The organism is Dakarella massiliensis (assembly GCF_001182045.1).
Lineage (GTDB): Bacteria > Pseudomonadota > Gammaproteobacteria > Burkholderiales > Burkholderiaceae_F > Mesosutterella > Mesosutterella massiliensis.
Map to the genome: position 1 here is coordinate 681,188 of NZ_CVTY01000007.1, position 24,068 is coordinate 705,255.

Consider the following 24,068-nt stretch of genomic DNA (forward strand, 5'->3'; position numbering starts at 1 on the left):
ATGTCTTTCTTCGTCATTCAGTGCTGTTCCTTGTTTATCAGATGTCCGCGCGGGCCCGGTCACCATAGCGTTCAAGCCACGTTCTCCGGGCTCCCGATTCCTTATGCCCCATCAGCATGGTCATCACGCTTTCGGTCTGAGCCTTGTCGACTTCACCCCAGGAGATCGGAAGGAGGCAGCGGGTATCCGGGTTCAGGGCGGTTTCTCCGAGTTCCGCCGCGCTCATCTCACCCAGGCCCTTGAATCGAGCAATGGTGAGATCCTCAGGATTGATCTTTTCCTTCGCGAGCTTCTGCTGCGTCCGGGCGAGTTCCCGGTCATCCAGGCAGTAGATCCGCCGCATCGGGCGGCGTCCCCTCGCCGGCACATCCACACGGAAGAGCGGCGGCATGGCCACATATACGTGCCCTGCCTCAACAAGTCCCGGGAAATGCCGGAAGAAAAGCGTGAGAAGAAGCACCTGAATATGAGACCCATCGACGTCCGCGTCAGCAAGAATGCAGATCTTGCCGTAGCGGAGGTGTGAGAGATCCGCGTCAGACGCTTTCTTATGCGGGTTCACGCCAATCGCGGTCGCGATGTCATGAATCACCTGGCTTGAGAAGAGTCTCGTCGGTGACACTTCCCAGGTGTTCAGAATCTTTCCCCGAAGCGGAAGCACGGCCTGGAATTCCTTATCGCGGCCCACCTTCGCGGAGCCTCCGGCGGAGTCACCTTCCACGAGATAGAGTTCGTTCCTCGTGATATCCGAGCTCTCACAATCCGTGAGTTTCCCCGGGAGCACCGCGACGCTTGAGCCCTTCTTCCGGTCAATCTTCGGCGCAGACTGCTGACGCTTCTGCGCCTGGTGAATCACGAGCTCAGCGAGCTTCTTCCCCTCTTCCACGTGGTCATTCAGCCAGAACTCAAACTGCGGCGTCACAAAGGCGCTCACGAGTTTCAGCGCGTCGCGGCTCGTCAGCTTATCCTTCGTCTGTCCCTGGAACTGAGGATCCAGCATCTTGCAGGAAAGCACATAGGACGCGCGGGAAAAGACGTCTTCCGCGAGAAACTTCACTCCCTTCACCGCGAGCTGATGCGCGTCGATGAAGTTCTTCATCGCCTGAAAGAGACCGTCTTTCAACCCGTATTCATGCGTGCCGCCTGAAGGGGTTGGGATGAGGTTCACATAGGACTCACGGACAAGCGGGCCTTCCTCTGTCCACGCGACCACCCAGGAGGCACCTTCGCCTTCTGAAAAAGCCTCGGTATCAGGACCGGCAAACCCTTCCGCCTCAAACGCGGGCACCGCGGGCGGAAACGCCATTTCAGACGCCAGATATTCGCCGAGCCCCCCTTCGTAAAGCCAGCGCTGATCGGTTCCGGCAATCTCGTTATGGAAGATCACTTCGCATCCCGGCATCAGAACAGCTTTCGAGCGGAGCAGCCGCACGAGCTGTGACACCGGGATCGCGGGAGAATCAAAGTATTTCGGATCCGGCCAGGCGGTTACCCGGGTCCCGGTCTCGCTCTTACGCCTCGGGCTCTTCCTGGAGGCGAGCGGCTCATCAACAAACCCATCCTTAAAGGTAATCCGGCTTTCAAGCCCGTCACGCCAGACCACCACTTCCATACGGGTGGCAAGCGCGTTGGTCACCGAAACACCGACACCGTGGAGACCGCCTGAAAACGCGTACGCGCCGCCTGACGCCTTATCAAACTTGCCGCCCGCGTGGAGCGACGTAAAGACCAGTTGCACCACCGGCTGCTTCTCAGTCGGATGCATGCCGACTGGAATGCCGCGGCCGTTATCCTCAACCGTTACCGAATTATCCGGATGCAGCCACACCTCAATTTTTGACCCAAACCCGGCGAGCACTTCGTCACTCGAGTTATCGACCACTTCCTGAATAATATGAAGCGGGTCGCAGGTGAGGGTATACATCCCCGGTCTTTCTTTCACCGGTTCGAGCCCCTTCAGGACCCGGACGCTCGACTCTACGTAGCTGCCAGCTTGTTTGCGTGTTGCCATGTTTTCTCTGAAAGGGGAAGAACGGGATCCGGCCCATTCTTCAGGTGACAATAGGAAGCAGCCTGGGAACCCGGAACGGGTTCTCAGGCATCTGAGACGTTCAATATTACCGCAAGACCTTTGCCTGACGCCTTCGGAGTCAGAAAGCCTATCAGGCGGAGACGCCTGATAGCGCGGTCTCAGAGGTCCTTGATGAGGGAAAGGAACTCAAGCCGGGTCGCGGTGTTCTTGAGGAAATAACCCCGCATGACAGAGGTCGTCATCGCGCAGTCATGCTCTTTTACGCCGCGCCACGACATGCACTCATGCTTCGCTTTCACGATGACCGCGAGGCCATACGGCTTGATGAGTCGTTCGAGTTCGTCGGCGAGCTGCACCGTCGCCTCTTCCTGAATCTGCGGGCGGGAGAAGATCCAGTTCGCGAGACGCGAGAACTTGGAAATGCCGATCACGTGGTCTGACGGAATCACACCGATCCAGCACTGTCCCATGATCGGAACAAGGTGATGCGAGCAGGCGCTCCGGATCGCAATCGGTCCGACCGTGTAGATCTGGTTCAGCTGCTTCACGTTCGGGAACTCGGTGATCCGGGGGCGCTCCGTATAACGGCCGGAAAAGACTTCGCCGAGATACATCTTCGCCACGCGGTGAGCGGTCTCACGCGTGTTGTGATCGTTCTCTGTATCAATAAGGAGGGTTTCGAGCACGCCCTGGATTTTCTCCTCGAGCTCTGCCTCGAGCTGCGGCATTTCACCTTCGCGGATGTACTGCGCGATATTGTCGTTCGCGGCAAAGGGCGCGCCTGCCTCCCTGATGCGTTCACGAATCACGCTTGAAATCGGCTTTTCCTGATTGATGCCTTTTTCCATCCTTCTTACCTTTATTGATAGACGAGTCGCAGATACTGATTCAGTTCGAATCGGTTTTGGCGCTCAGCGGGAGCACCAATCTGAGAAGATTAGTGGATTTCGGAAATTCACATGCCGCCTGAGACAAAGGTATCAGCAGGCTCGGAATTTTCTTCTTGGTGTATTGCAAAAATGAAAAAATCCAGAACCTTATCATTCGGTTACTGGATTATTGGCAGTACCATCCGCTGAGATTCTGAGGTGTAAAAAATCAAGAACTTACGGATAAATCCCAAAAATGTTCATACCTCTCTGCCGACAGAATGTCGGTTGAGACGTCTTAGACGTCTCTGTTCTTGCCAGTACCGTCATTCTCAGCCGGTCGGATATCTTACCTCAGCCACAAGCTGAAGTGAAGGCTGTCAGGCAAATATCCTGGTTCTATCTCTTTCTTACAGTACGTTGAGACGTCATCACAGAGCAGCGTTTAAACCTTACGAAAACGCTTTAATTTTTACCCGGTTGGAATTGTTCGGATAAAAAAATGGTGCCCCCGCTGAGACTCGAACTCGGATCTAACCCTTAGGAGGGGCTCGTTCTATCCAGTTGAACTACGGGGACACCAGGGTTCCCGGACAGTATCCGGGAACAGGGGTGACATTGTAGCCAAAAAAAGGTTTTTCCGCGACACACCGGATTTAACCGCCTTCCATTTGCGGTAGGATGATTCCGAAGCACGCGGTTTTCTTCTTTTTTAAGGCTTCAGCGCAAAACATGCAGATCCCATTAGATAACCTCAAAAGCAGCCTCCGGGACCGTATCGATCTTCTGATCAAGATCGGGTTCGGTGTCGCTGTGGCAATCGGCTGCTACTTCGTGGTCGCTCCGTTTGCGACAGCGATTCTGATTTCCGCCATGCTCTGCGTCGTCACCTGGCCGTTCTTTATCCGGGTCGACACCATGCTCGGGCACCGGAGGACGCTGTCCGCTGTGCTCATGGTCGCGTTCCTTGCCGTGATTGTCCTGATCCCGCTCACGATTCTTGTCGTGTTCCTTGCGCAGCAGGTATCGACAACCATCATTCTGATCCGGGACTGGGTAGCAGCCGGAATGCCGCTTCCCGATTGGCTCTCCACGCTCCCCTGGGTTGGTGAATATCTCCACGCCCCGGTTGGGAAGATTCTCGAGTATCCGGAAGTCACCACCGCGCTGAAGCAGATCGCGACAACCGCCTCAAAAGGTATCCTCACCTCAACCGCGTCGATCGTGAATGTCATTATTCAGATCCTGCTGATCGCGGCTATCGCCTTTGTGTTCTACCGGAACGGCGAATCGCTCGCGAATAAGGTCCAGGGGATTCTCGATAAAGTAGGCGGCAATCTTTCGAACGCATTCAGCTCAATCCTTGTCAATACGACACGCTCTGTCGTATTCGGGATTTTCGGTACCGCTCTTGGTCAGGCGCTCCTCGCCTATATCGGCTTTTTTATCTGCGGCATTCCGAATAAGACCCTGCTCGCGTTCCTCGTCTTTATCCTTTCCATGGTTCCGATGGGACCGCCACTCGTCTGGGTGCCGGTGGCCATCGCGCTCTACCTGAAGGGAGAAATGGGGTACGCCATCTTCCTCGCTCTCTGGGGAACGTTCGCGGTGTCAAGCGTCGATAATTTCCTGAAGCCCATGCTGATTTCGCAGGGGACCCCGCTTCCGATGGCACTCGTGTTCCTCGGCGTGTTCGGCGGTCTTCTCTCTTTCGGGTTCCTTGGCATTCTGCTGGGACCGATCTTCCTCTCGCTCGGGTCCGCGCTCTTCACGGCCTGGCTCGCGCAGCCGGTGAGAACCGATACCGGCCGGTCATCGGCTCCTCCCCCGGAGACGCTTCCGGACGAGAGCGGAACACCGCCCGCGAAGGAATAGTTTCTCTCTAATGGAAAAGCCTGAAACCCACTCAAGGATTTCAGGCTTTCGTCATTCAGAAACAGGCTTTTCTGATCAGATGCACATATCGTGCTTCCGATAGTGCTTCAACTCATCAATCGACTCCTGGATATCCGAAATCGCCTGATGCTTTGTTGACTTCACAGAGGTCCACACATCCTCAGGCTTCCAGCGGCGGACGAGCTCCTTGATGGACGAGACGTCGATCGAGCGATAGTGGAAGAAGTTTTCGAGCCTCGGCATCCAGCGCGCCATGAAGCGGCGGTCCTGACCGATCGTGGAACCGCAGAGCGGGCTCTTTCCGGCGGGGACAAAGCGGGAGAAAGTTTCGATGCAGATATCGGACGCTTCCTCCTCATCAATCGTGCTCGCGAGCACGCGGTCAATCAGACCGGACTTCCCGTGCGTCTTCGTATTCCACTCATCCATCGCGTCGAGGATTGACTTGTCCTGATGGATCGCGATCACCGGTCCCTCGTGAATCACATTCAGCTGCGCGTCCGTGATGATGGCCCCGAGCTCAATAATCCGGTTCACCTCGGGCTGCAGGCCCGTCATTTCAAGGTCGATCCAGATGAGGTTCGTTTCAGAGAAGAGCGGATCCCGCTTCGTATCTGTCATTTGCATTCCTTTTTACCAAACACGCGGCGGCCGTCTTCCGGACCGCGGTCTGTCATTTTCGCACTTTGCGCGGATCGCCGCCGGAATTCTATTTGCGGCTCCGACGTTTCCGGGGTATGTTTGCAGAATCAATCACAAAGGATCCTACATGGCCCGACCCGCAAAACCCAAAAAATCCGCCGCTTCCGAGTCCCTGCTGACGGGACGCGTCACACGGAGCCACGGACGGCACCACTTCGTGCAGGGGCCTGACGGGGCACTCTACGAGGCCCACCGGCGGGGCCGGAAGGGGGACGTCGTGGTTGGAGACATGGTGCGCTACTCAGAGCCTTCTGGCGGCGTTGTGGCGATCGAGGAAGTGCTTCCCCGCACAAGCCTCCTCTTCCGGAGTGACGAATGGCGGACCAAGGAACTCGCGTCCAACATCGATCTTGTCGCGATTGTCTACGCGAGCCGCCCGACCTTCAACCCGTGGTTCATCTGGAAGGCGCTCCTCGCTGCGACGAAAGCCGGAATCACGCCGATCGTGATCCGGAATAAAACGGATCTTGAAGAGGGACAGGAAGAGGCGGACGCCGCTCTCCGGCAGCTTGAAGCGCTGGGATACGAAACTCTTTCCATTTCCGCGGGATCAAAGCCTGAAGAAGCAAAACCGATTCTTGAATCCCGTTTCGCTCATCACAGGACGCTTTTTGTCGGTCAGTCCGGCATGGGAAAGTCCACGATCCTCAATCTCCTCATTCCGGACGCCGGTGCCCGGACACGGGAATTCTCCGAAGCGCTCGACCTCGGGAAACAGACCACCACCGTCACCTGCTGGTACGACTATGGGGAAGACGGGGCCATTGTGGATTCCCCCGGGTTCCAGGAGTTCGGGCTTGAGCATCTCGATTTTGACGATGTGATTCTCGGGATGCCGGATATCCGGCAGTATGTCTCAGGCTGCCGCTACTTCAACTGCCGTCATCTGAATGAGCCTCAGTGCGGCGTAAAGGACGCTGTGGCGCGGGGCGATATCGATCCGAAGCGTTACGAGTTCTACCGCGACACCGTGGAGCGCATACTGAAGCGCCCGAAGTACTGAGACTCCGGGCGGTTCTGATTGTCCTGCCAGGGCGCTATATTACGCCAGCGCTACTTCTGGCACTTCGGGCAGTAGCGCGTGCCGCGTCCCGCGATCTTCGTCAGCTGGATCTCGGTCCCGCAGACTGTACAGGGTTCGCCGTCGCGGCCATAAACCCGGAGATTCTCCACGTTTCCGCCTTCATGCCCGGCCCCATCGAGGAAGTCCCTGAACGTCGTACCGCCCGCATCAATCGACCCCAGCATCACGGATCGGATCGCGTCGCAGAGCTTCGCGGATTCCGCCTTGGTCACCCGGTCCGCGTGTCTTGAGGGACGGATGCCGGCAAGAAAGAGCGCCTCATCCGCGTAGATATTCCCGACCCCGGCGACCACCGTCTGATCCAGAATCACCGCTTTGACAGAGCGGGAGGTACCTTTCAGCTTCCGGTAAAGATAGTCCGGCGTAAAGGCGTCCCCGATCGCGTCGGGGCCGAGCGTGTCGTAACCCGAAATGCCGGTCTTTCCTTCGCTCGGAATAATCCAGAGATCACCAAGCGTCCGGACATCTCCGTACGTGAGCTTCCCGCGCTCAAGGCTGAACCGGATCCGGGTATACGGTGGATCCGGAAGCGACTCATCCTCCTGAAACACGAGACGCCCCGTCATCCGGAGATGCACCATGAGGCTCTCCGGGCCATCCAGCCTCAGAATCAGATACTTCCCCTTCCGGTCCGCGGCCCGGAATACCCGGTCCGTAAGAGCGCGTCTGAAGGCGTCCTCCGTCCGGTTCTTGATAAAACGGGGAAGATCCACCGTCACCGCCGTGATTCTGTCCCCGGGAAGCTTGGAGTCAAGGTAGCGTCTTACGGTTTCAACTTCTGGCAGTTCCGGCATTCCGATTCTCCTATCTGAAAAGAAAAAGCGATCAGTCCTCTTTCTTCGGCACAAGCGACGTGAAGAGCCCCGTGCCCATCGCGTTCTCGGGCTTCGCTTCATCCACCTTATCGAGCTGCTCCGCGATCTTCGCTCGGGCTTCGTCCACTTCCAGCCGGTCCTCCGCCTCTTCCTTCACGGCTTCATTCGCGACCTTGAGGAAATCGGGAATAAAGATGTCAGACTCGGCGATATCGCCCTCTTCCACTGATTCCACGCGCATCACCTGGATCTCAAAGCGGAGCGTCCAGCCGGCGTAGGGGTGATTGCCGTCGAGCACCGCCATGCCGCCGCCGACATCCGTAATGATGTAGCCACGCCCGTCATCCACCGGCACACCAGGGATATGCGAGAACCGCATGCCTTTCTTCGGATTCTCGACCCCGAGCTTATCGACCGGGACAAGGTGCACGAGGTTTTCATCAAAATCCCCGAAGCTCTCCTCAGGCTCAAGCACCAGATCAAAGCGATCGCCTTCCTTATGCTTCAGGAGCGCCTGATCCATGCGCGGGAAGACATCTTCCTCCCCGGCCCGCAGCCTCACGCCTTCCTCTCCTGTCTGATCGACGATATGGTCCCGGAGATCCCAGACCGTGACGAATACAGTGACGAGATCACCCTTCTCAATCTTCTTAGTCATTCTTTCCTGATTTCCTATTCTTTCTGCCGCGGTTTGCTGACCGCGGCAGATGCGTTATTTCTTCTCTTCTGAATCCCGGCTTCCGACTTCATGCATCACCGATCCCTCGCGGGCATTCTCAGTCAGACGCCTGAGGAGTCTCGGATCATTGATTTTCAGCAGTCCCTTCGGATTTTCGCCCCAGGCGTTTTCCCCCGCGCGGCTTTCCGTGATGAGAAGCGGAATAAAACCGATCGGGAAAAGCGCGAAAACGAGAATGGCCCAGAAGCCCGAGTGCGACATGTCGTGAAGGCGGCGAACGGTCGCGCAGACCGCGAACCAGAGTCCAATCGCGATCAGACCGCCCCCGAGCATCGGGGAAGCCCCGGACCGGAGCCCAAGCCACGCGGCCGCGAAGCCCGCCATGATAACAGCGAGCCAAAGCGCGAGTGCGCCTCCGAATCGGGCGCGCGTGAGCCGCTCAGCGGTGGTCCAGGCGGCAATGTCCTTCAGTAACGGCGTTTCAGATAAAAGCGCCACAGAGAGAATCCTCCAGAATTACATAGAAAAAGGCGCAGCGAAGCCTCTTCTCACCCCAAATTCCCGGATGAGGAAAGGCTTCCCGCGCCCTTCAGTGGATCAGATGCGAGGGCATTCTGTCCAGAGGACAGTTACTCCCCCGCTCTGCTGATCAGCGGGTCTGTTCGCCAAGAAGCGTCAGAATCTTCGGCGCGACGCCGGTCGTATCCGGACCGCCATTCGCGTTCAGCACGGTCACCCGGGTCTGATTGCCTTCGTCCGTCAGCTTGATCTGATAGGTCGGCGGCTCAACCGTCTTCGTCTGGCTGAAGAGGTTCGTAAAGAAGCCCTGTTCGCGCTTCTTCTCAGCTTCGTACGTCGGATCCAGATACTTCACGAGGAACCAGCCCTTCGTGCGGTCGCGGTCAGACACGGTGAAATTCATGCGGTCAATCGCGAGGGCCGTACGGCGCCAGGCGTGATCGAACGGTTCCTTGATGATGATTGCGGCGGCCTTGCCGTCAGCGCCATTCACGATTTCGCTCTTATAAACCGGAGCCGCGGCCTTCGCGGCCGTTCCCGCGGTCTTCTCAAGCGCCGCCTGCTTCGTCGACGGGAGATCCGCCTTCTTCAGATCGGGGTTGAATTCAGACTCAATCTTCTGAGCGAGCTTCGTCGCCATTTCGGCTTCGAGCTGCGGGTCACGCGGACCCGGCTGCCACACCGTCTGGTCGCCCTGATTGCCCTTCACCACTTCCACCATCGAGCGGTGCGTGATGTAGACATCCGTCGATCCATCCGGATTCCGTTCAAGGCGGCAGCGGTACTGATCGCGTTCGCCGGTCGAATAGACGGCGTCAATCAGCTTGCCAAGCGTCGCGCGGATGATGTCCTGCGGGAGACGGGCCTTGTTTTCAGCCCATTCCGTTTCGATGTAGCCGGTCTTCGGATCCTGATTCTTGATCGTGAGGCCGACAGAAGCCCAGAAGTCCTGCACCACGGGCCAGAGCTGCTGCGCCGGCACCTGGGTGTGGACCCAGCGGATATCGCCGTCACGCATCACCTTGGCGGTCACGGTTTCGGGAAGCACAGTCGACTGAGCGGCGGTGGCGCGATTCGCGGCTGCGGCCTGCTGGCCCTGCTGCATGCTGCTCGCCGACACGTCACGCGTCCGCTGCGGGACGTTATAGAGGTTATCGTGCGGAACCTGGGAGAGATCCGGCGGAACTTCAAGCGGCGCGCGCGAGTTGCTTGACTCGTACTGAACCTTGTCGTTCGTGAACTGGGCACCGAGGTAAGAACAGGCGCTCAGGGCAACCGGAGTGACAGCAAGCACTGCAACACGCAGTAATTTCATCTTCATAACAGAATCCAAAAACCTCTTTTTACCGGGCAGCCTATGCGAGAGATCTCTCAGAAGGCCGCCCGGGGCGAGTCAAAAAGTAGTGAATTAAATGAGCCCGGCAGAAGCGAGCGCCGCCTCGACCTTCTTCTGACCCGCGGGAGTGAGCCAGGTGAGCGGGAGACGGATACCGGCCGGAATCTTCTCCATGCGGTTCAGAGCCCACTTCACCGGAATCGGGTTCGATTCGCAGAAGAGCTCCTTATGAAGCGGGAGGAGACGGTTGTTGATCGCGCGGGCCGTGGCGATATCGCCCTTAAGCGCTGCCTCAACCATTTCATGCATCAGCTTCGGCGCGACGTTCGCGGTCACCGAGATCACGCCCTGGCCGCCCGCGAGCACGAGGGCGAGAGCCGAGTCATCGTTACCGGAGTAAAGCGCGAAGTCCTTATCCTTCGGAAGCGCGGCGAGCAGCGCCTCAGCCCGGGCGAGGTCACCCGTCGCGTCCTTCAGGCCGACAATGCCGGGAACCTCAGCGAGGCGCAGCACGGTGTCGTTCGTCATATCGCGGCCCGTACGGCCCGGAACGTTATAGAGGATCACCGGCAGCCCGCCCTCACGCGCCACGGCGGAGAAATGCTGGAAGAGACCTTCCTGCGTGGGCTTGTTGTAGTAAGGGACCACCTGCAGGGAATACTGAGCGCCGACTTCAAGCGCTTCACGCGTGAGGCGGATCGCTTCAGCCGTGCTGTTCGCGCCGGTACCGGCGATCACGGGAACGCGCCCTGCGACAGCCTCAACCGCGGCCTTCACCACCGCCGTATGTTCCTCAAAGGAAACCGTCGGGCTTTCGCCTGAAGTTCCCATCGAAACGATGGCGTCAGCTCCCTCGCTCACCTGCCAGTCAATCAGCTTCTGATAGCAGTCATAGTCAATAGAACCGTCATCCCGCATCGGGGTCGCAATCGCAACCAGAGCACCAGTAATCATGTTTTCTGACCTTTTGTTTCAGAACTGCCTCCGCTTCCGTGTCGGGTCACTCCCGAGAGCCGTCCGGAGACTTCGATTGGGTGATTTTAAAGCAAAGTCCTCATACTTTCTTCTAGGGGAAAGCGGCGAGCGGAAACCGCTCAGCCTCCCCCTCGTCCTTCTCCCGGACGGCCACAATCCGTTCGACAAAGGAGTTCGCGGCCCGCCCTTCCTCAAACGCCGTCACGGTGAGCGGGGAAACGAGCGTGAGAAGCTCACCTGACTTCAGCCAGTGATCGGGATTCGCGGGTTTCCCGTTCGCCTCGGCATGCGCCTTCGTGAACGTCTGATAGATCAGGACGCCGCCCGGAGCGAGGTGCCGCACGAGTTCCGGGAAAAGCGGACGGTTCAGGTAATTCACCACGATGATGCCGGAGAAGAGCTCATCCCCAAGAGGCCACACGCCCGTCTCAAGATCCGTCTTCCGGAACTCAATCTCGGGGAACCCCGACGCGCGGAGCGCGAAGTCATCATCCCGGTCCACCGCGAGCACCGGGTAGCCATAGAGCGCCGCGAGCACCGAGTGCCGCCCGAGACCGCACGCGGCATCCAGCACCCGGCCGCCGTCCCGCGGAATCGCGGGAAGAAAGCGGGTAACCCAGGAAGAAACCGAAGGGAGTGATCCGTTTTTTGCCGTCGTCATGCTGCGAAATGCTCCTTTCCGAACCGCGTCATCAGAGACCGATGAAGAAATTCACGACCGCACGGCCAAACGCCACCAGCGGCCCCGTGAAGAATCCCGCACCGCCCACAAGGCAGAGCGCGAGAACAATCCACATCCCATAGGGCTCAATCCGATCGAGATACTTCCCGACGCTCCAGGGGAGAATGCCGACCGCCACGCGGCCGCCATCCAGCGGCGGGATCGGGATCAGGTTGAAGGCCATGAGGAAGATATTGATGCTGATGCCGTAGACCGCCATCTGAAGGAAGAACTGTTCCTGGACTCCGGCGATCACGAGAAGCTTCAGGATGATGCCCCAGATCACGGCCTGCAGGAGATTGCAGCCCGGGCCCGCGAGCGCGACCCAGATCATGTCGCGCTTCGGATTGCGGAGTGCGCCGAAATTCACCGGCACGGGCTTTGCCCAGCCGAAGATGAAGCCGACACCGCCCGCCGCGGCAGAACCCGCGAGCATGATGAGCGGCAGAATGATCGTGCCGAAGGGGTCGATGTGCTTCGCCGGATTCAGCGTCACGCGCCCCATCATCCACGCCGTGTTATCGCCGAACTTCCGGGCGGCGTAGCCATGCGCGGCTTCATGCATCGTGATCGAAAAAATCAGCGGAATCGCGCAGACCGCTATGAGTTGAATGATCGAATTCATGGTACAGAGAAGTCTAACAGCGGGGCAGGAAAATCCGGCTCCGCTGTCTGCGTAAAATTGATTGCAGTTTCTTGCAGGAATGAGGGCAGCGCGTGCCCCCGTCTCCTAGAGAATACCCGCAAGTGCCGGAAGATGCTTCCAGACGGGATCCAGGTCCGCGGGGAGCGGGTGAATTTCACCCGGTCGCGGCCTTCCGCCCCCGATCGTATGGAAGTCAGACCCGAGGCTCGCGTAGAACCCATACTGGCGTGCGATATCGGCGAGCTTCGCTTCGGTTTCCGACCCCTGGCTCCCTGAGCAGACCTCGATTCCAAGGCCGCCCGCCTCGTGAAATTCCTTCATGAGCTGACTGAGCGGCGTTTCTTCCGGAAGCTTATAGCGGCCCGGGTGCGCGAGCACCGGGATGCCGCCCGCGTTCAGGATGATCGAAATCCCTTCTTCAAGCGACGGCCACACCGTTTTGATAAACGCGGGACAGCCGTCCCCGAGATAAACATCAAACGCTTCCTGAACGGTCTTCACGTAGCCATTCATCTTCATCCAGCGGGCGAAGTGGGCGCGCGAAAGCGTCCCCTTCTTCGCCGCGAACCGGAGCGCGCCTTCGTAGGCGTCCGGGAACCCGAGTTCCCCGAGGCGCTTCCCGATATCTTTCCCTCGGTTCACACGCTTCTCCGCCACATCGGCGAAAACGCGCGCGAGCTTCCCGTCCTCATACCGGATCCCCAGCCCCACCACATGGATTGAGCGTTCGTTCCAGAGTGTTGAGACCTCAATTCCAGGAACAAACGTGATGCCATGCTTCACTGCCTCGCTCTTCGCCTCCGGGAGTCCATCCACCGTATCGTGGTCTGTGAGCGCGAGGAGCTTCACCCCGCACGAGTCCGCGAGCGTAACGAGCTCCGCGGGCTTCAGCGTTCCGTCGGACGCCGTGGAATGCGTGTGAAGATCGGTTTTCATTTAAAAGCCTTACGTAATGCGTGTGACTCGCTTATCTTAGGACATCGGCAGAAATCGGGGAGAGAAGCGCTATCCCCTTTTTGGATTTTGGGAAAAGTGATTAGGTACGGTTTTCAGCTTCTCCCGCGTCGCTTGAAATTCCCCCTCTCCGCCCCCATATAAGGTTTTTAAGACTCATTGATTTCTCTTCTTTTCATAAGGGAAAAGGACACGGCAACGTATGTTTGACACGCTCGAGCACTTCTACTTTCCTAAGGCCAATGCACGTGGCAGCGCGATCCGTCTGCAGGAGACCTGGCAGACGATTCTGGAACGGCGAGCGACCCGGAACCCGTGCAGCGTCTGCTCGGCGAAATGACGGCCGGAGCCGCGATGCTCGCGGGCTCCATTACGTTTAACGGCCCGGTGCTGCTCGAGATCGCGGGTGACGGCCCGGTGCGTCTCGCGATGGTGGAGAAGCCGGATCTCGGGATCCGAGCCGTGGTGCGGCTGAATGAGGCTGAGGCGGATAAGATCCGCCCGGATTCTGACCTCAATTCGCTCGTCAACGCTCACGGCAAGGGCCGCTGCGCGCTGACGCTTGTGCAGCCGGATCCGTCGCTCAGAAGCCAGAGCTACCAGGGGATCGTGGACCTCGCGGGGTCGAAAACCGTGGCTGAGGCGCTTTCCGCCTATATGACGCAGTCGGAACAGGTGGAGACCCGGATGTGGCTCTCGTCCGACGCCACCGCGGCCTCCGGCCTGATGCTTCAGAAGGTCGCGGCGGAAGGCGGCAAGGGCACGGACCCGGACTTTGATCCGGAAGACTGGAACCGGGTGCAGAAGCTCGCCGAAACGGTGACCCCGGATGAGCAGCTGAAGCTTGAGCCGCGTGAAGTCCTGAAGCGCCTCTTCTGGCAGGAGAATCCGCAGATGGGAACGCCGAAAGCGCCGAAATTTGAGTGCGGCTGCTCACGTGACCGCGTGGGCGGCATGATCCGAGCGCTCGGGGAAGAGGATGCCCTCGCGCTTGTCGAAGAGCAGGGAAAGATTGAAGTGACCTGCGAATTCTGCGGCAAAACCTACGCGTTTGACCCGATCGACGTTCATCAGCTTTTTGATGAGCACGCGGCAAAGGGCACCGAAACCCGTCACTGACCGCTGCGGCTCTGCTTAAAACAATGGGCAGGAATCCCAAGAGATTCCTGCCCATTTCTTTTCCTGCGTCCGGTCTGAGGCGAAGCGGAAAACTACTTCTTCTCCGGCTTCTTCTGAGTCTTCGCCGCGCTGCCCTTGGCATCAAGAGGATCATGCGCCGCGAACGCCTCAGGCTCCACAGCAGGCGCGTCGTCCGTTTCCGTCGGATTCGCCTTCTCAAGCGCCCGGCTTTCCGCCTTCACGGCCTCAGCCGCGCGCGCCGCCTCTTCCGCTGCCTGCTTCGCCTGCTCTTCAGGCGACGCCTTCACGCGGAAAAGCACTTCGCCGTTCCGGACCATATAGAGCTCATGCCGCGCCCGTTCCTCGATAGCGGTCGTGCCTTCCTTAAGAGACCGGACTTCAGCGACAAGCGCTTCGTTCTCAGTCTTCTCGTGCTCGATATCCTGCTTCGCCTCGACGAGCTTATGCTCAAGCTCCCCGACATGAAACCACCCGCCCTGGCCGAACCAGAGCGGTTTCTGAATGAGGAGCGCGAGAGCCCAGACGGCGACGGCGAGCCAGATGCGCCACTTACGCATGCTGCGATTGCCTAAGAAAACGCTTTCCGCTTCAGATCGAGAACGCCTTGCGGCCCGGATACACAGCGGCTTCACCGAGACGCTCTTCGATACGGAGGAGCTGGTTATATTTCGCCATACGATCCGAACGCGACATCGAGCCGGTCTTGATCTGGCCAGCGTTGAGGCCGACCGCGATATCAGCGATCGTGGAGTCCTCGGTTTCACCGGAACGGTGCGACACCACAGCGGTATAGCCCGCGCGGTGAGCCATGCGGATCGCTTCAAACGTTTCGGAAAGCGTGCCGATCTGATTCACCTTGATGAGGATCGAGTTCGCGACACCCTTCTCGATACCTTCAGCGAGGATCTTCGGGTTCGTGACGAAGAGGTCATCGCCCACGAGCTGAACCTTCTTCCCGAGCGCCTGCGTGAGCTTCGCCCAGCCTTCCCAGTCGCCTTCCGCCATGCCGTCTTCGATCGAGATCACGGGGTACTTCTGGACCCAGCCCTCAAGCACCGCGATCCACTCTTCAGCGGTGAAGGTCTTGCCCTGCTTCGTGAGGGTGTAGAGGTTCTTCTCCGCGTCATAGAACTCGGAGCTCGCGCAGTCGAGACCGATCGCGATATCGTCGCCCGGACGGAAGCCGGCCTTCTCAATCGCCTCAACGATCAGCTCAATCGCTTCCTCGTGGCTCGAAAGAGCCGGAGCGAAACCGCCTTCGTCACCGACCGCCGTGCTCATGCCGCGGCTGTTCAGGATCGACTTCAGGGCGTGGAACGTCTCAGCGCCGTAGCGGACCGCTTCGCGGAAGGTCGGAGCGCCGAGCGGAATGATCATGAATTCCTGCAGATCGAGGTTGTTATTCGCATGAGCGCCGCCGTTGATCACGTTCATCATCGGGACGGGGAGCGTCACAGCGCTCGTACCGCCGAAGTAGCGGTAGAGCGGAAGGCCGGACTCTTCAGCCGCCGCGCGGGCAACCGCCATGGAAACGGCGAGAATCGTGTTCGCGCCGAGACGGCCCTTGTTCTCCGTGCCATCAAGCTCAATCATCGTGCGGTCGATATAGCTCTGATCCGACGCCTCAATCCCGAGCACCGCGTTCGCGATGTCTTCGTTCACGTGACGGACGGCCTCAAGCACGCCCTTGCCGCCGAAACGCTTCGGATCCTTGTCGCGGAGCTCGATCGCTTCGCGGACACCGGTCGACGCGCCGGACGGAACCGCCGCGCGGCCCATCACGCCGGACTCAAGCCACACATCGCATTCAACGGTAGGGTTGCCGCGGGAATCGAGAATCTCACGGCCGACAACATCAACGATTGAACTCATGTTCTTTCCTTCCTTTTCTGCAGAAATGCCAAAGACAAACTAAAGCCGGGCGCTTCGCCCGGCCTCTTTTTTATGAGAACTGCTCTTCGAGGTACATGCCCGGCTGCTTCACGATGCGGTCAATCGCGGTAAGCGTCGCGAGAAGCTCCGGCATCCGTCCGAGCGGCACGGAGTTCGGGCCGTCGGAAAGCGCCTTTTCAGGGTTCGGATGGGTTTCCATGAAGATGCCGGCGACACCCACGGCCACAGCCGCGCGGGCAAGCACCGGAACGAACTGGCGTTCGCCGCCAGAGCTCGTGCCCTGGCCCCCCGGAAGCTGCACCGAGTGCGTGGCGTCAAACACCACGGGGCAGCGCGTTTCACGCATGATCGCGAGCGACCGCATGTCGGAAACGAGGTTCCCGTAGCCAAACGACGCGCCGCGCTCGCACACCATGAAGCGGTCTTCCGAAAGACCGGCTTCCGCCGCGGCAAGCTTCGCCTTCTCGACGACACGCGCCATATCGTGCGGGGCGAGGAACTGCCCCTTCTTGATATTCACGGGCTTCCCGGACTGGGCCACCGCGCGGATGAAGTCAGTCTGACGGCAGAGGAACGCAGGCGTCTGGAGGACATCCACGACACAGGCCACTTCGGGGACTTCCGCTTCGGTGTGGACGTCTGTCAGCACCGGAACGCCGACCGTCTCGCGGACCTTCTCAAGGACAGCGAGGCCCTTTTCGACCCCGATCCCGCGGAAGCTCGTGGCGGATGTGCGGTTCGCCTTATCGAAACTCGCCTTGAAGATGTAGGGGATCCCAAGTTTCTCCGTGATCTCCTTCATGCGGAACGCGATATCGAGGCAGAGCGCTTCGCTCTCAATCACGCAGGGACCCGCGATCAGGAAGAACGGGCGGTCAACGCCGACTTCAAATCCGCAGAGCTTCATTCAGCCTTCTCCTCAGCCGCTGCCTTGCGATCACGCTCAGCGATGGCGGCCTTCACGTAAGCCGTGAAGAGCGGGTGTCCTTCACGCGGGTTCGACGTGAATTCCGGATGGAACTGCACACCGATGAAGAACGGGTGATTGTGGATCTCCATGATCTCGGGGAGATGATCCTTCGGCGTACGGGCCGCGATCACCATGCCCTTCTCCTCGAACTGGGAGACGTAGGAGTTGTTCACTTCATAGCGGTGACGATGGCGTTCGGCCACATGGTCACCATAGATCGAATGCGCGAGGGTGTCGGCTTCCACCGGGCACTCCTGACGGCCAAGGCGCATCGTGCCGCCGAGGTCAGAATCTTCGTCGCGGTGTTCGACCTTGCCCGTGCGGTCAAGCCACTCGGTGATGAGGGCGACAACCGGATGCGGCGTATCGACATCAAACTCGGAGGAATTCGCGCTCCCAAGGCCGCAGACGTGACGGGCGAACTCAATCACCGCGCACTGCATACCGAGGCAGATGCCGAGGAACGGGATCTTGTGGGTGCGGGCGTATTCGATCGCCTTGATCATGCCTTCAACGCCGCGCTTGCCGAAGCCGCCCGGAACGAGGATGGCGTCGACGCCTTCGAGGCACCCGGTGCCGTTCTCTTCGATGTCGGTCGAATCGACGTACTTCACCTTGGCGTGGGTGTCCGTCGTGATGCCGGCGTGGATCAGGGCTTCGTTCAGCGACTTGTAGGAATCGGCGTAGTCAACATACTTCCCGACCATCGCGATCGTGACAGAGCCGTTCTGCGGCTCCATGTAGCGGTGAACGATGTTCTTCCACTGGCTGAGATCCGCTTCCTTCGCCTTGATGCCGAGTTTTTCACAGACGATATCGTCGAGGTGCTGCTCATGCAGAATCAGCGGCACTTCGTAAATCGTCTTCGCGTCGTACACCGAGATCACGTGATCCATCGGGACATTCGAGAAGAGGGAGATCTTCGCGCGTTCGTTTTCCGGAATCGGACGGTCAGCGCGGCAGAGGAGCACGTCAGGATAGACGCCCTCTTCACGCAGCTTCTGCACAGAGTGCTGGGTCGGCTTCGTCTTCAGTTCGCCGGCGCTCGCGATGTAGGGGCAGAGCGTGAGGTGCATGAAGCAGGTGTTGTTGCGGCCGACGCGGAAGGAGAGCTGACGGATCGCCTCAACGAACGGCAGGCTCTCGATATCGCCCACCGTGCCGCCGATTTCGATCACCGCCACATCGGGGTGGCCGTCGAGGGAATTACGGACGCCGCGGAGGATGAACTCCTGGATCTCATTCGTGATGTGCGGAATCACCTGCACGGTCTTGCCGAGGTACTCGCCGTGGCGTTCCTTGTGGAGCACGGACTCGTAGATCTGGCCGGTCGTGAAGTTATTCGTCTTATGCATCTTCGTGGAGATGAAGCGCTCGTAGTGGCCGAGGTCAAGGTCGGTCTCCGCGCCGTCTTCCGTCACAAAAACTTCGCCGTGCTGGAACGGGGACATCGTACCCGGATCCACGTTGATGTACGGATCAAGCTTGATCATCGTCACCTTGAGTCCACGGGATTCCAGGATGGCAGCGAGGGAAGCCGCAGCGATTCCCTTGCCGAGAGAAGAAACAACACCGCCAGTCACAAAAACGAATTTGGTCATCGTGCTCTCACGAAAAGATGAAGAACTTTAACCCGTCAAATTATAAAGGAGGCGATCTCCCATTTGGAGCTCGCCCCCATCACGAATTTGCGGATTGAGTCAGGAAAAAACAGGAAATTATACGCAATTCAACGATCAAAGCGAATGCGGGGATCCGGATGAATCTCGCAGGCGTCCCATTCGGGCTGTATCGACACGTGGTCAATCCCGAATTTCACGGCCATCTGATGCCGGATCGCGTCGAGCACCGTGGGCCAGTGATCAGGGTCCGGGATGTGGACGTGAGCCTGGATCGCGGAGTGCCCCGGGGCCATCGTCCAGACGTGAAGGTCATGCACCCGCATGACACCGGGCACCGCGGCAATCGCGTCACCCACCGCTTCGTACTCCACACCTTCCGGCACGGCATCCAGCAGCACCCGGGTCGACTCTTTGAAGATCCCGATTGTCGCGCGGATGAGGAGGCAGGCCACAATGATCGAGAGCAGCGGGTCCACGATCGTGGGGCCGCCCATCCAGACAATGAAGCCCGCGAGAATTGCGGAGACGGATCCCAGAAGGTCTCCCATCACGTGAACGAGCGCCGCGCGCGTATTTACGTTCTTTTTATCGCGGGAAAGCGACCAGGCGACGCCGATATTCACGACGAGGCCGATTGTCGCCACCATCATGACGGAGCCGCCTGAGACCGGCTCCGGATTCATCATGCGTTTCCCCGCCTCAATCACGATCCAGACGATCACGCCTGACATCACGATGCCGTTCACGAACGCGGCGAGCGCCTCAAGCCGCCCGTGGCCGAACGAGTGATCCTCGTCCGCCCCGTGCCGCGAAAAGATATTCGCGACGAGCGCGAAGAGGAGTGACATGGAGTCTGTCACCATGTGACCCGCGTCACCCACCAGGGCGAGTGAGTTTCCGAGCCAGCCCGCGACAAGCTCAATCGCGGAGAACCCGAGCGTCAGCGCGATCGCGAACCCGAGGACCGAGGTCTTTACCTTTTCCCCGCTGTGGTCGTAGATCGAGTCGCCCGCTTCATGCGACGAGTAAGGTTCCGTCTGGCGGTGAAAGACTGCTGCCATGGTGACATCCTTTTTCGTATTTCAAAATCAGAGAAACGCCCCTTGGGGAGCATTCTCCACAAGGGGCGCTGAAGAATCAAGCAGCCGGCAGGGGGAAAGCCCCGGCCGGTAACTGATCCGGGATTACTTGGAGGACTTCTCGTCCGCCTTATCGCCAGTCAGCATCGGAGCCATGGAGCCCGCGCCACCCGCAAGCAGACCCTGCTTCGCGTAGATGCCGAGCTTCGCGCGCGTGTCGACGATGTCGAGGTTACGCATCGTGAGCTGACCGATACGGTCCACAGCCGTGAACATCGAGTCACCCTTCTCCATCGTGAGACGTTCGGGTTCGTAGGTGAGGTTCGGGCTTTCGGTGTTGAGGATCGTGTAGTCATTGCCGCGGCGCAATTCAAGCGTCACTTCGCCGGTGATCGCGCGGGCAACCCAGCGCTGAGCGGATTCGCGCAGCATGATCGCCTGGCTGTCGAACCAGCGGCCCTGGTACAGCAGACGGCCGAGGCGGATGCCGTTCACGCGGTACTGCTCGATCGTGTCTTCGTTATGGATGCCGGTGACGAGGCGCTCGTAGGCGATGTGGAGCAGCGCCATGCCGGGGGCTTCGTAAATGCCGCGGGACTTCGCTTCGATGATGCGGTTCTCAATCTGATCGGACATGCCGAGACCGTGGCGGCCGCCGATGCGGTTCGCTTCGTACATCAGCTTCACGAGATCCGTGAACTCAACGCCATTCAGGGCGACCGGGCGGCCTTCTTCAAAGCTCACCGTCACCGTTTCCGGCTTGATCTCCACCGACTCATCCCAGAAGGCGACGCCCATGATCGGGTCGACAATCTTCATGGAGGAGTTGAGGTGCTCGAGGTCCTTCGCTTCGTGCGTCGCGCCGAGCATGTTGGAGTCGGTCGAATAGGCCTTCTCAGCGGACATGCGGTAGCTGAAGCCTTCGGCCTGCAGGAACGCGCTCATTTCAGCGCGGCCGCCGAGTTCAGAGATGAACGTCGTGTCAAGCCACGGCTTGTAGATCTTCAGATTCGGGTTCGCGAGGAGACCGTAGCGGTAGAAGCGCTCGATATCGTTGCCCTTGTAGGTCGAACCGTCGCCCCAGATGTTCACGCCGTCCTCACGCATCGCGTTCACGAGCATCGTGCCCGTCACAGCGCGGCCGAGAGGGGTCGTGTTGTAGTAGGTCTGGCCTGCGGTGGTGATGTGGAAGGCGTTCGCCTGGATCGCCGCAATGCCTTCGGCAACGAGCTGCGGACGGCAGTCGATCAGACGGGCCTTCTCGGCACCATACTCCATCGCGCGCTTCGGAATGGACTCGTAGTCGTTTTCGTCAGGCTGGCCAAGATTGGCCGTGTAGGCGCAGGGAAGAGCTCCCTTCTTCTTCATCCAGTGCAGAGCGCAGCTGGTGTCGAGACCGCCGGAGAACGCAATGCCGACCTTCTGGCCGACCGGAACGCTTTGGAGAATAGTTTGTGACATTGACGTATCAGAAATTGTTTCCGGCTCAGCCGTGAGCCGGACATGGACAGGAAACGGAGACGGCGATCTCCGTCATATGCTTAACCTTTTTATTATCACCGGAATCCCCGGCCGAGTGTTAACCGAGCCGTCATTTTTTTGGGATCCCGGGATGAGCCGGAACGCTAGCGCTTGATCCCGGTCCGTTTTTCTAAGCACTTTTCCGCACGGAAGAGAGCGCCGATCGTTTTAGCGTCATCGATTTCGCCCGTTTCCGCCATCCGGACCGCTTCCTCAAACGGAATCCAGGCGAGGTCGAGGAACTCCCCCGGATCGAGATGCCGGCTCCCTTCCCGCGGGTTCTCGGCGAGATAGAGCGAAATCACTTCATTCGAATACCCGATCCCAGGACAGATCGTGCCAAGCGGCGTCCACGTGTCCGAGGCGTACCCCGTCTCTTCCTCCAGCTCACGCGCGGCACAGAGCGCGGGATCCTCCCCCGCCTCTAGCTTCCCGGCGGGCACTTCCCAGAAGACCCGCCCGAGCGGATACCGCCACTGACGTTCCAGCAGGATCTTCCCCTCCTTCAGGAGCACCACCGCGGCGGCTCCCGGGTGACGGAGGTATTCGCGCGTCGACTCCCGCCCATCCGGAAGCTTCACCCGATCGCGGTACACGTGGAGCAGCCGTCCTTCAAACACCGCTTCTCCCGAGAGTCTCGACTCCCGGAGTTTTTCATCCTCTTCCTTCAGCCGGCTGCGATCCATACCGCGTTCTCCTCTTAAAAAGACAAAAGCCTGCGGGAACGCATTCCCCCGCAGGCTCATAAGAAAAAAGCCCGCAGGAGAAATTCCCTGCGGGCTAATTCTATTTCTTTTCCGATGCGGGCACCGAAGCGCCCGGCATCAGAGAACAGCCGACAAAACTGATTACTCAGCCTTCTCGACGTTCTTGCGGACGAGACGCTCGCGGATGCGGGCGGTCTTGCCGGCGCGGTCACGCAGGTAGTAGAGCTTCGCGCGGCGGACAGCACCGCGGCGCTTCACTTCCACAGCGCTCACGAGCGGGGAGTAGGTCTGGAACGTACGTTCCACGCCTTCGCCGGAAGAGATCTTGCGGACGGTGAAGGAGGAGTTGAGGCCGCGGTTGCGCTTGGCAATCACGACGCCTTCATAGACCTGAACGCGGGTGTGGTCGCCGTCGCGGATCGTGACGGAAACAGCCACCGTGTCGCCGGGGCCGAAAGCCGGAATCTGCTTGTTGAGGCGGGCGATTTCTTCCTGCTCGAGGACTTCAATAATATTCTGTGCCACTTCTAAATCTCCAGAACCATCACTTCGTCATTTGGGTAATTTGTTGGTTGACGAAGTAGGATGGGTAAATAATTAAAGCGCGTCAGGCGGCATCGCCCTTTTCCGCGCTTTCCTTCATCCGGCGGACAATCTCGCGAAGCGACTTGAGGTCGTCCTTTGAAAGCGATCCGCAGGAACGTGCAATTTTAATCAAATCAGGGCGGTTCTTGCAAGTCGCTTCGAGCGCCTTATCGCGATTCCACCGATCCACCACGGCGTGGTTCCCCGAAAGCAGCACCTCCGGCACCGGTTTTCCGCGCCAGACTTCGGGCCGCGTGTAGTGCGGATAGTCAAGGAGCCCGGTCGAAAAGGACTCGTCCTCGGTCGAAAGCTCCTTGATCGCGCCCGGAATCCGGCGCACCACCGCGTCGATCAGGCAGAGCGCGGGGAGCTCCCCTCCCGAAAGCACAAAGTCCCCGATGCAGTACTGCTCATCCACATAGCCCTCAAGGAACCGCTCGTCGATCCCTTCGTAACGGCCGCAGACGAGCGTCAGGGGATCGGACGGTGCCACCATGTGGGCGATATCCGCGTCTTCAAGCTTCTTTCCGCCCGGCGCGAAAGCGATCACGCGGCCGCGGTTTCCACTCGCCCGGATCCGGTCAATCGTCTTCGCGAGGGGATCCGCCATGAGGATCATGCCGGGGCCGCCGCCAAACGGCCGGTCATCGACCGTGCGGTGCGGGTCATGCGTTTCATCCCGCGGGTTCCAGAGGTTCAGCGTCCAGAGGCCGCGCTTCATCGCGCGCGCCGTGATGCCGGACTCCGTCACCGCGCGGAACATCTCGGGGAAGAGACTCACTACATCGAATCGCATCATGCTGCCGCCTTCCTCCCTTCCCTTACGACCAGTCCGCGTGCCACTCGACCTGGATCAGTTCCGAGTCGAGGTCGATATCGAGCACATACTCAGGAATCAGCGGAATCAGGTGACGCTTCGCGCCCTTCACGGCGAGAAGGCTCTGGACGCCGTTCGTTTCAAGCGTTTCCACCGTCCCCAGCTCTTCGCCTTCCTTATTCACGACGCGGCAGCCGATCAGATCCTCGTCCCAGAATTCGCCTTCCGGCAGCGGCGGAAAGTCCTCACGGTCAATCAGGATCGTGCCCTTCCAGTTCTGAGCCTCTTCAGGCGACTCACAGCCCTTCCACTTCGCGATCAGGCCCTTTCCGTGAGGCTTCACGCCTTCCACTTCAAGCGGCCGGGGTTCCGCGTCCCGCGGCCCCCTGAACCACCACTTCGTGCATTCCAGCAGCAGCTCTTCATCGGTTTCCGGCGCGACACGGATCCAGCCCTTAACGCCGTAAGGCGACAGCGACCGCGCGACTTCAATCAGATCAGCCATT

General features: G+C 59.3%; 25 protein-coding genes and 1 tRNA gene. 4 read left to right on the forward strand and 22 right to left on the reverse strand.

What is annotated here, in order from left to right:
• Positions 1–37 precede the first annotated feature (37 nt).
• From BN1936_RS09400 to BN1936_RS09410, 3 genes are all read right to left on the reverse strand, one after another.
• The gene (locus BN1936_RS09400) at positions 38–2,011 is read right to left on the reverse strand and encodes a DNA topoisomerase IV subunit B (protein WP_022444401.1); all 1,974 of its coding nucleotides are present in this window, start codon (positions 2,009–2,011) and stop codon (positions 38–40) included.
• A 179-nt stretch (positions 2,012–2,190) separates the two neighbouring features.
• Positions 2,191–2,880 (reverse strand): GTP cyclohydrolase I, encoded by a 690-nt coding sequence (gene folE / locus BN1936_RS09405; protein ID WP_022444400.1) that lies wholly within the window; start codon positions 2,878–2,880, stop codon positions 2,191–2,193.
• 524 nt (positions 2,881–3,404) lie between these two features.
• Positions 3,405–3,480: transfer RNA gene (locus BN1936_RS09410), tRNA-Arg, on the reverse strand.
• 153 nt (positions 3,481–3,633) lie between these two features.
• On the opposite strand from BN1936_RS09410, the gene BN1936_RS09415 reads away from it, so the two are divergent.
• Complete coding sequence (locus BN1936_RS09415; RefSeq protein WP_157274790.1) at positions 3,634–4,776, forward strand: AI-2E family transporter; 1,143 nt, start codon at positions 3,634–3,636, stop codon at positions 4,774–4,776.
• A gap of 75 nt (positions 4,777–4,851) precedes the next feature.
• Here the strand turns inward: BN1936_RS09415 and orn are convergent, their stop codons facing one another.
• Entirely contained in the window at positions 4,852–5,418 is a 567-nt protein-coding gene (gene orn / locus BN1936_RS09420; RefSeq protein WP_022444398.1) for an oligoribonuclease, read from the reverse strand.
• 148 nt (positions 5,419–5,566) lie between these two features.
• On the opposite strand from orn, the gene rsgA reads away from it, so the two are divergent.
• Positions 5,567–6,502, forward strand: a complete 936-nt coding sequence (gene rsgA, locus BN1936_RS09425; RefSeq protein ID WP_022444397.1) for a ribosome small subunit-dependent GTPase A — start codon at positions 5,567–5,569, stop codon at positions 6,500–6,502.
• 50 nt (positions 6,503–6,552) lie between these two features.
• Here rsgA and mutM read toward each other — a convergent pair whose 3' ends face one another.
• The 8 genes from mutM to BN1936_RS09465 form a co-directional block, all read right to left on the reverse strand.
• The gene (gene mutM, locus BN1936_RS09430; protein WP_049687251.1) at positions 6,553–7,377 is read right to left on the reverse strand and encodes a bifunctional DNA-formamidopyrimidine glycosylase/DNA-(apurinic or apyrimidinic site) lyase; all 825 of its coding nucleotides are present in this window, start codon (positions 7,375–7,377) and stop codon (positions 6,553–6,555) included.
• A gap of 31 nt (positions 7,378–7,408) precedes the next feature.
• Positions 7,409–8,056 carry an FKBP-type peptidyl-prolyl cis-trans isomerase gene (locus BN1936_RS09435; RefSeq protein ID WP_049687252.1) on the reverse strand — a complete coding sequence of 216 codons (648 nt, stop codon included), beginning with the start codon at positions 8,054–8,056 and terminating at the stop codon, positions 7,409–7,411.
• Positions 8,057–8,110: 54 nt separating this feature from the next.
• On the reverse strand, positions 8,111–8,575 hold the full coding sequence (locus tag BN1936_RS09440; protein WP_022444394.1) for a DUF805 domain-containing protein: 465 nt from the start codon (positions 8,573–8,575) through the stop codon (positions 8,111–8,113).
• Between the two features lie 151 nt (positions 8,576–8,726).
• Positions 8,727–9,917 (reverse strand): outer membrane protein assembly factor BamC, encoded by a 1,191-nt coding sequence (bamC, locus tag BN1936_RS09445; RefSeq protein WP_022444393.1) that lies wholly within the window; start codon positions 9,915–9,917, stop codon positions 8,727–8,729.
• Positions 9,918–10,004: 87 nt separating this feature from the next.
• The gene (gene dapA / locus BN1936_RS09450) at positions 10,005–10,886 is read right to left on the reverse strand and encodes a 4-hydroxy-tetrahydrodipicolinate synthase (RefSeq protein WP_049687253.1); all 882 of its coding nucleotides are present in this window, start codon (positions 10,884–10,886) and stop codon (positions 10,005–10,007) included.
• Positions 10,887–10,998: 112 nt separating this feature from the next.
• Positions 10,999–11,568: a class I SAM-dependent methyltransferase gene (locus BN1936_RS09455; protein ID WP_022444391.1), complete on the reverse strand. Its 570-nt coding sequence runs from the start codon at positions 11,566–11,568 to the stop codon at positions 10,999–11,001.
• 31 nt (positions 11,569–11,599) lie between these two features.
• Complete coding sequence (locus BN1936_RS09460) at positions 11,600–12,253, reverse strand: site-2 protease family protein (RefSeq protein WP_049687254.1); 654 nt, start codon at positions 12,251–12,253, stop codon at positions 11,600–11,602.
• A 105-nt stretch (positions 12,254–12,358) separates the two neighbouring features.
• Positions 12,359–13,210: a PHP domain-containing protein gene (locus BN1936_RS09465; RefSeq protein ID WP_022443297.1), complete on the reverse strand. Its 852-nt coding sequence runs from the start codon at positions 13,208–13,210 to the stop codon at positions 12,359–12,361.
• A 220-nt stretch (positions 13,211–13,430) separates the two neighbouring features.
• On the opposite strand from BN1936_RS09465, the gene BN1936_RS11520 reads away from it, so the two are divergent.
• Both BN1936_RS11520 and hslO read left to right on the forward strand, forming a co-directional pair.
• Entirely contained in the window at positions 13,431–13,568 is a 138-nt protein-coding gene (locus BN1936_RS11520) for a hypothetical protein (protein ID WP_022443296.1), read from the forward strand.
• Positions 13,544–14,347, forward strand: coding sequence for an Hsp33 family molecular chaperone HslO (gene hslO, locus BN1936_RS09470; RefSeq protein ID WP_148521243.1), 804 nt, complete (start codon positions 13,544–13,546; stop codon positions 14,345–14,347). Before BN1936_RS11520 ends, hslO begins: the two co-directional genes overlap by 25 nt.
• A gap of 92 nt (positions 14,348–14,439) precedes the next feature.
• On the opposite strand, the gene BN1936_RS09475 is transcribed toward hslO, so the two are convergent.
• The 10 genes from BN1936_RS09475 to rimM form a co-directional block, all read right to left on the reverse strand.
• Positions 14,440–14,925, reverse strand: coding sequence for a septum formation initiator family protein (locus BN1936_RS09475; protein WP_022443294.1), 486 nt, complete (start codon positions 14,923–14,925; stop codon positions 14,440–14,442).
• 31 nt (positions 14,926–14,956) lie between these two features.
• The gene (eno, locus tag BN1936_RS09480) at positions 14,957–16,240 is read right to left on the reverse strand and encodes a phosphopyruvate hydratase (protein ID WP_022443293.1); all 1,284 of its coding nucleotides are present in this window, start codon (positions 16,238–16,240) and stop codon (positions 14,957–14,959) included.
• Positions 16,241–16,310: 70 nt separating this feature from the next.
• Positions 16,311–17,168: a 3-deoxy-8-phosphooctulonate synthase gene (gene kdsA / locus BN1936_RS09485; protein ID WP_022443292.1), complete on the reverse strand. Its 858-nt coding sequence runs from the start codon at positions 17,166–17,168 to the stop codon at positions 16,311–16,313.
• A complete protein-coding gene (locus BN1936_RS09490) occupies positions 17,165–18,832 on the reverse strand; it encodes a CTP synthase (protein WP_049687256.1) in 1,668 nt (555 codons plus the stop codon). Before BN1936_RS09490 ends, kdsA begins: the two co-directional genes overlap by 4 nt.
• A gap of 128 nt (positions 18,833–18,960) precedes the next feature.
• A complete protein-coding gene (locus BN1936_RS09495) occupies positions 18,961–19,914 on the reverse strand; it encodes a cation diffusion facilitator family transporter (protein ID WP_022443290.1) in 954 nt (317 codons plus the stop codon).
• A gap of 123 nt (positions 19,915–20,037) precedes the next feature.
• On the reverse strand, positions 20,038–21,393 hold the full coding sequence (gene argG, locus BN1936_RS09500) for an argininosuccinate synthase (RefSeq protein ID WP_049687257.1): 1,356 nt from the start codon (positions 21,391–21,393) through the stop codon (positions 20,038–20,040).
• A gap of 164 nt (positions 21,394–21,557) precedes the next feature.
• The gene (locus BN1936_RS09505; protein WP_049687258.1) at positions 21,558–22,139 is read right to left on the reverse strand and encodes an NUDIX domain-containing protein; all 582 of its coding nucleotides are present in this window, start codon (positions 22,137–22,139) and stop codon (positions 21,558–21,560) included.
• Positions 22,140–22,301: 162 nt separating this feature from the next.
• On the reverse strand, positions 22,302–22,685 hold the full coding sequence (rplS, locus tag BN1936_RS09510) for a 50S ribosomal protein L19 (protein ID WP_049687259.1): 384 nt from the start codon (positions 22,683–22,685) through the stop codon (positions 22,302–22,304).
• An 82-nt stretch (positions 22,686–22,767) separates the two neighbouring features.
• Complete coding sequence (gene trmD / locus BN1936_RS09515; RefSeq protein ID WP_049687481.1) at positions 22,768–23,541, reverse strand: tRNA (guanosine(37)-N1)-methyltransferase TrmD; 774 nt, start codon at positions 23,539–23,541, stop codon at positions 22,768–22,770.
• A 25-nt stretch (positions 23,542–23,566) separates the two neighbouring features.
• A complete protein-coding gene (gene rimM, locus BN1936_RS09520) occupies positions 23,567–24,067 on the reverse strand; it encodes a ribosome maturation factor RimM (RefSeq protein ID WP_022443991.1) in 501 nt (166 codons plus the stop codon).
• Between the last annotated feature and the right edge of the window lies 1 nt (position 24,068).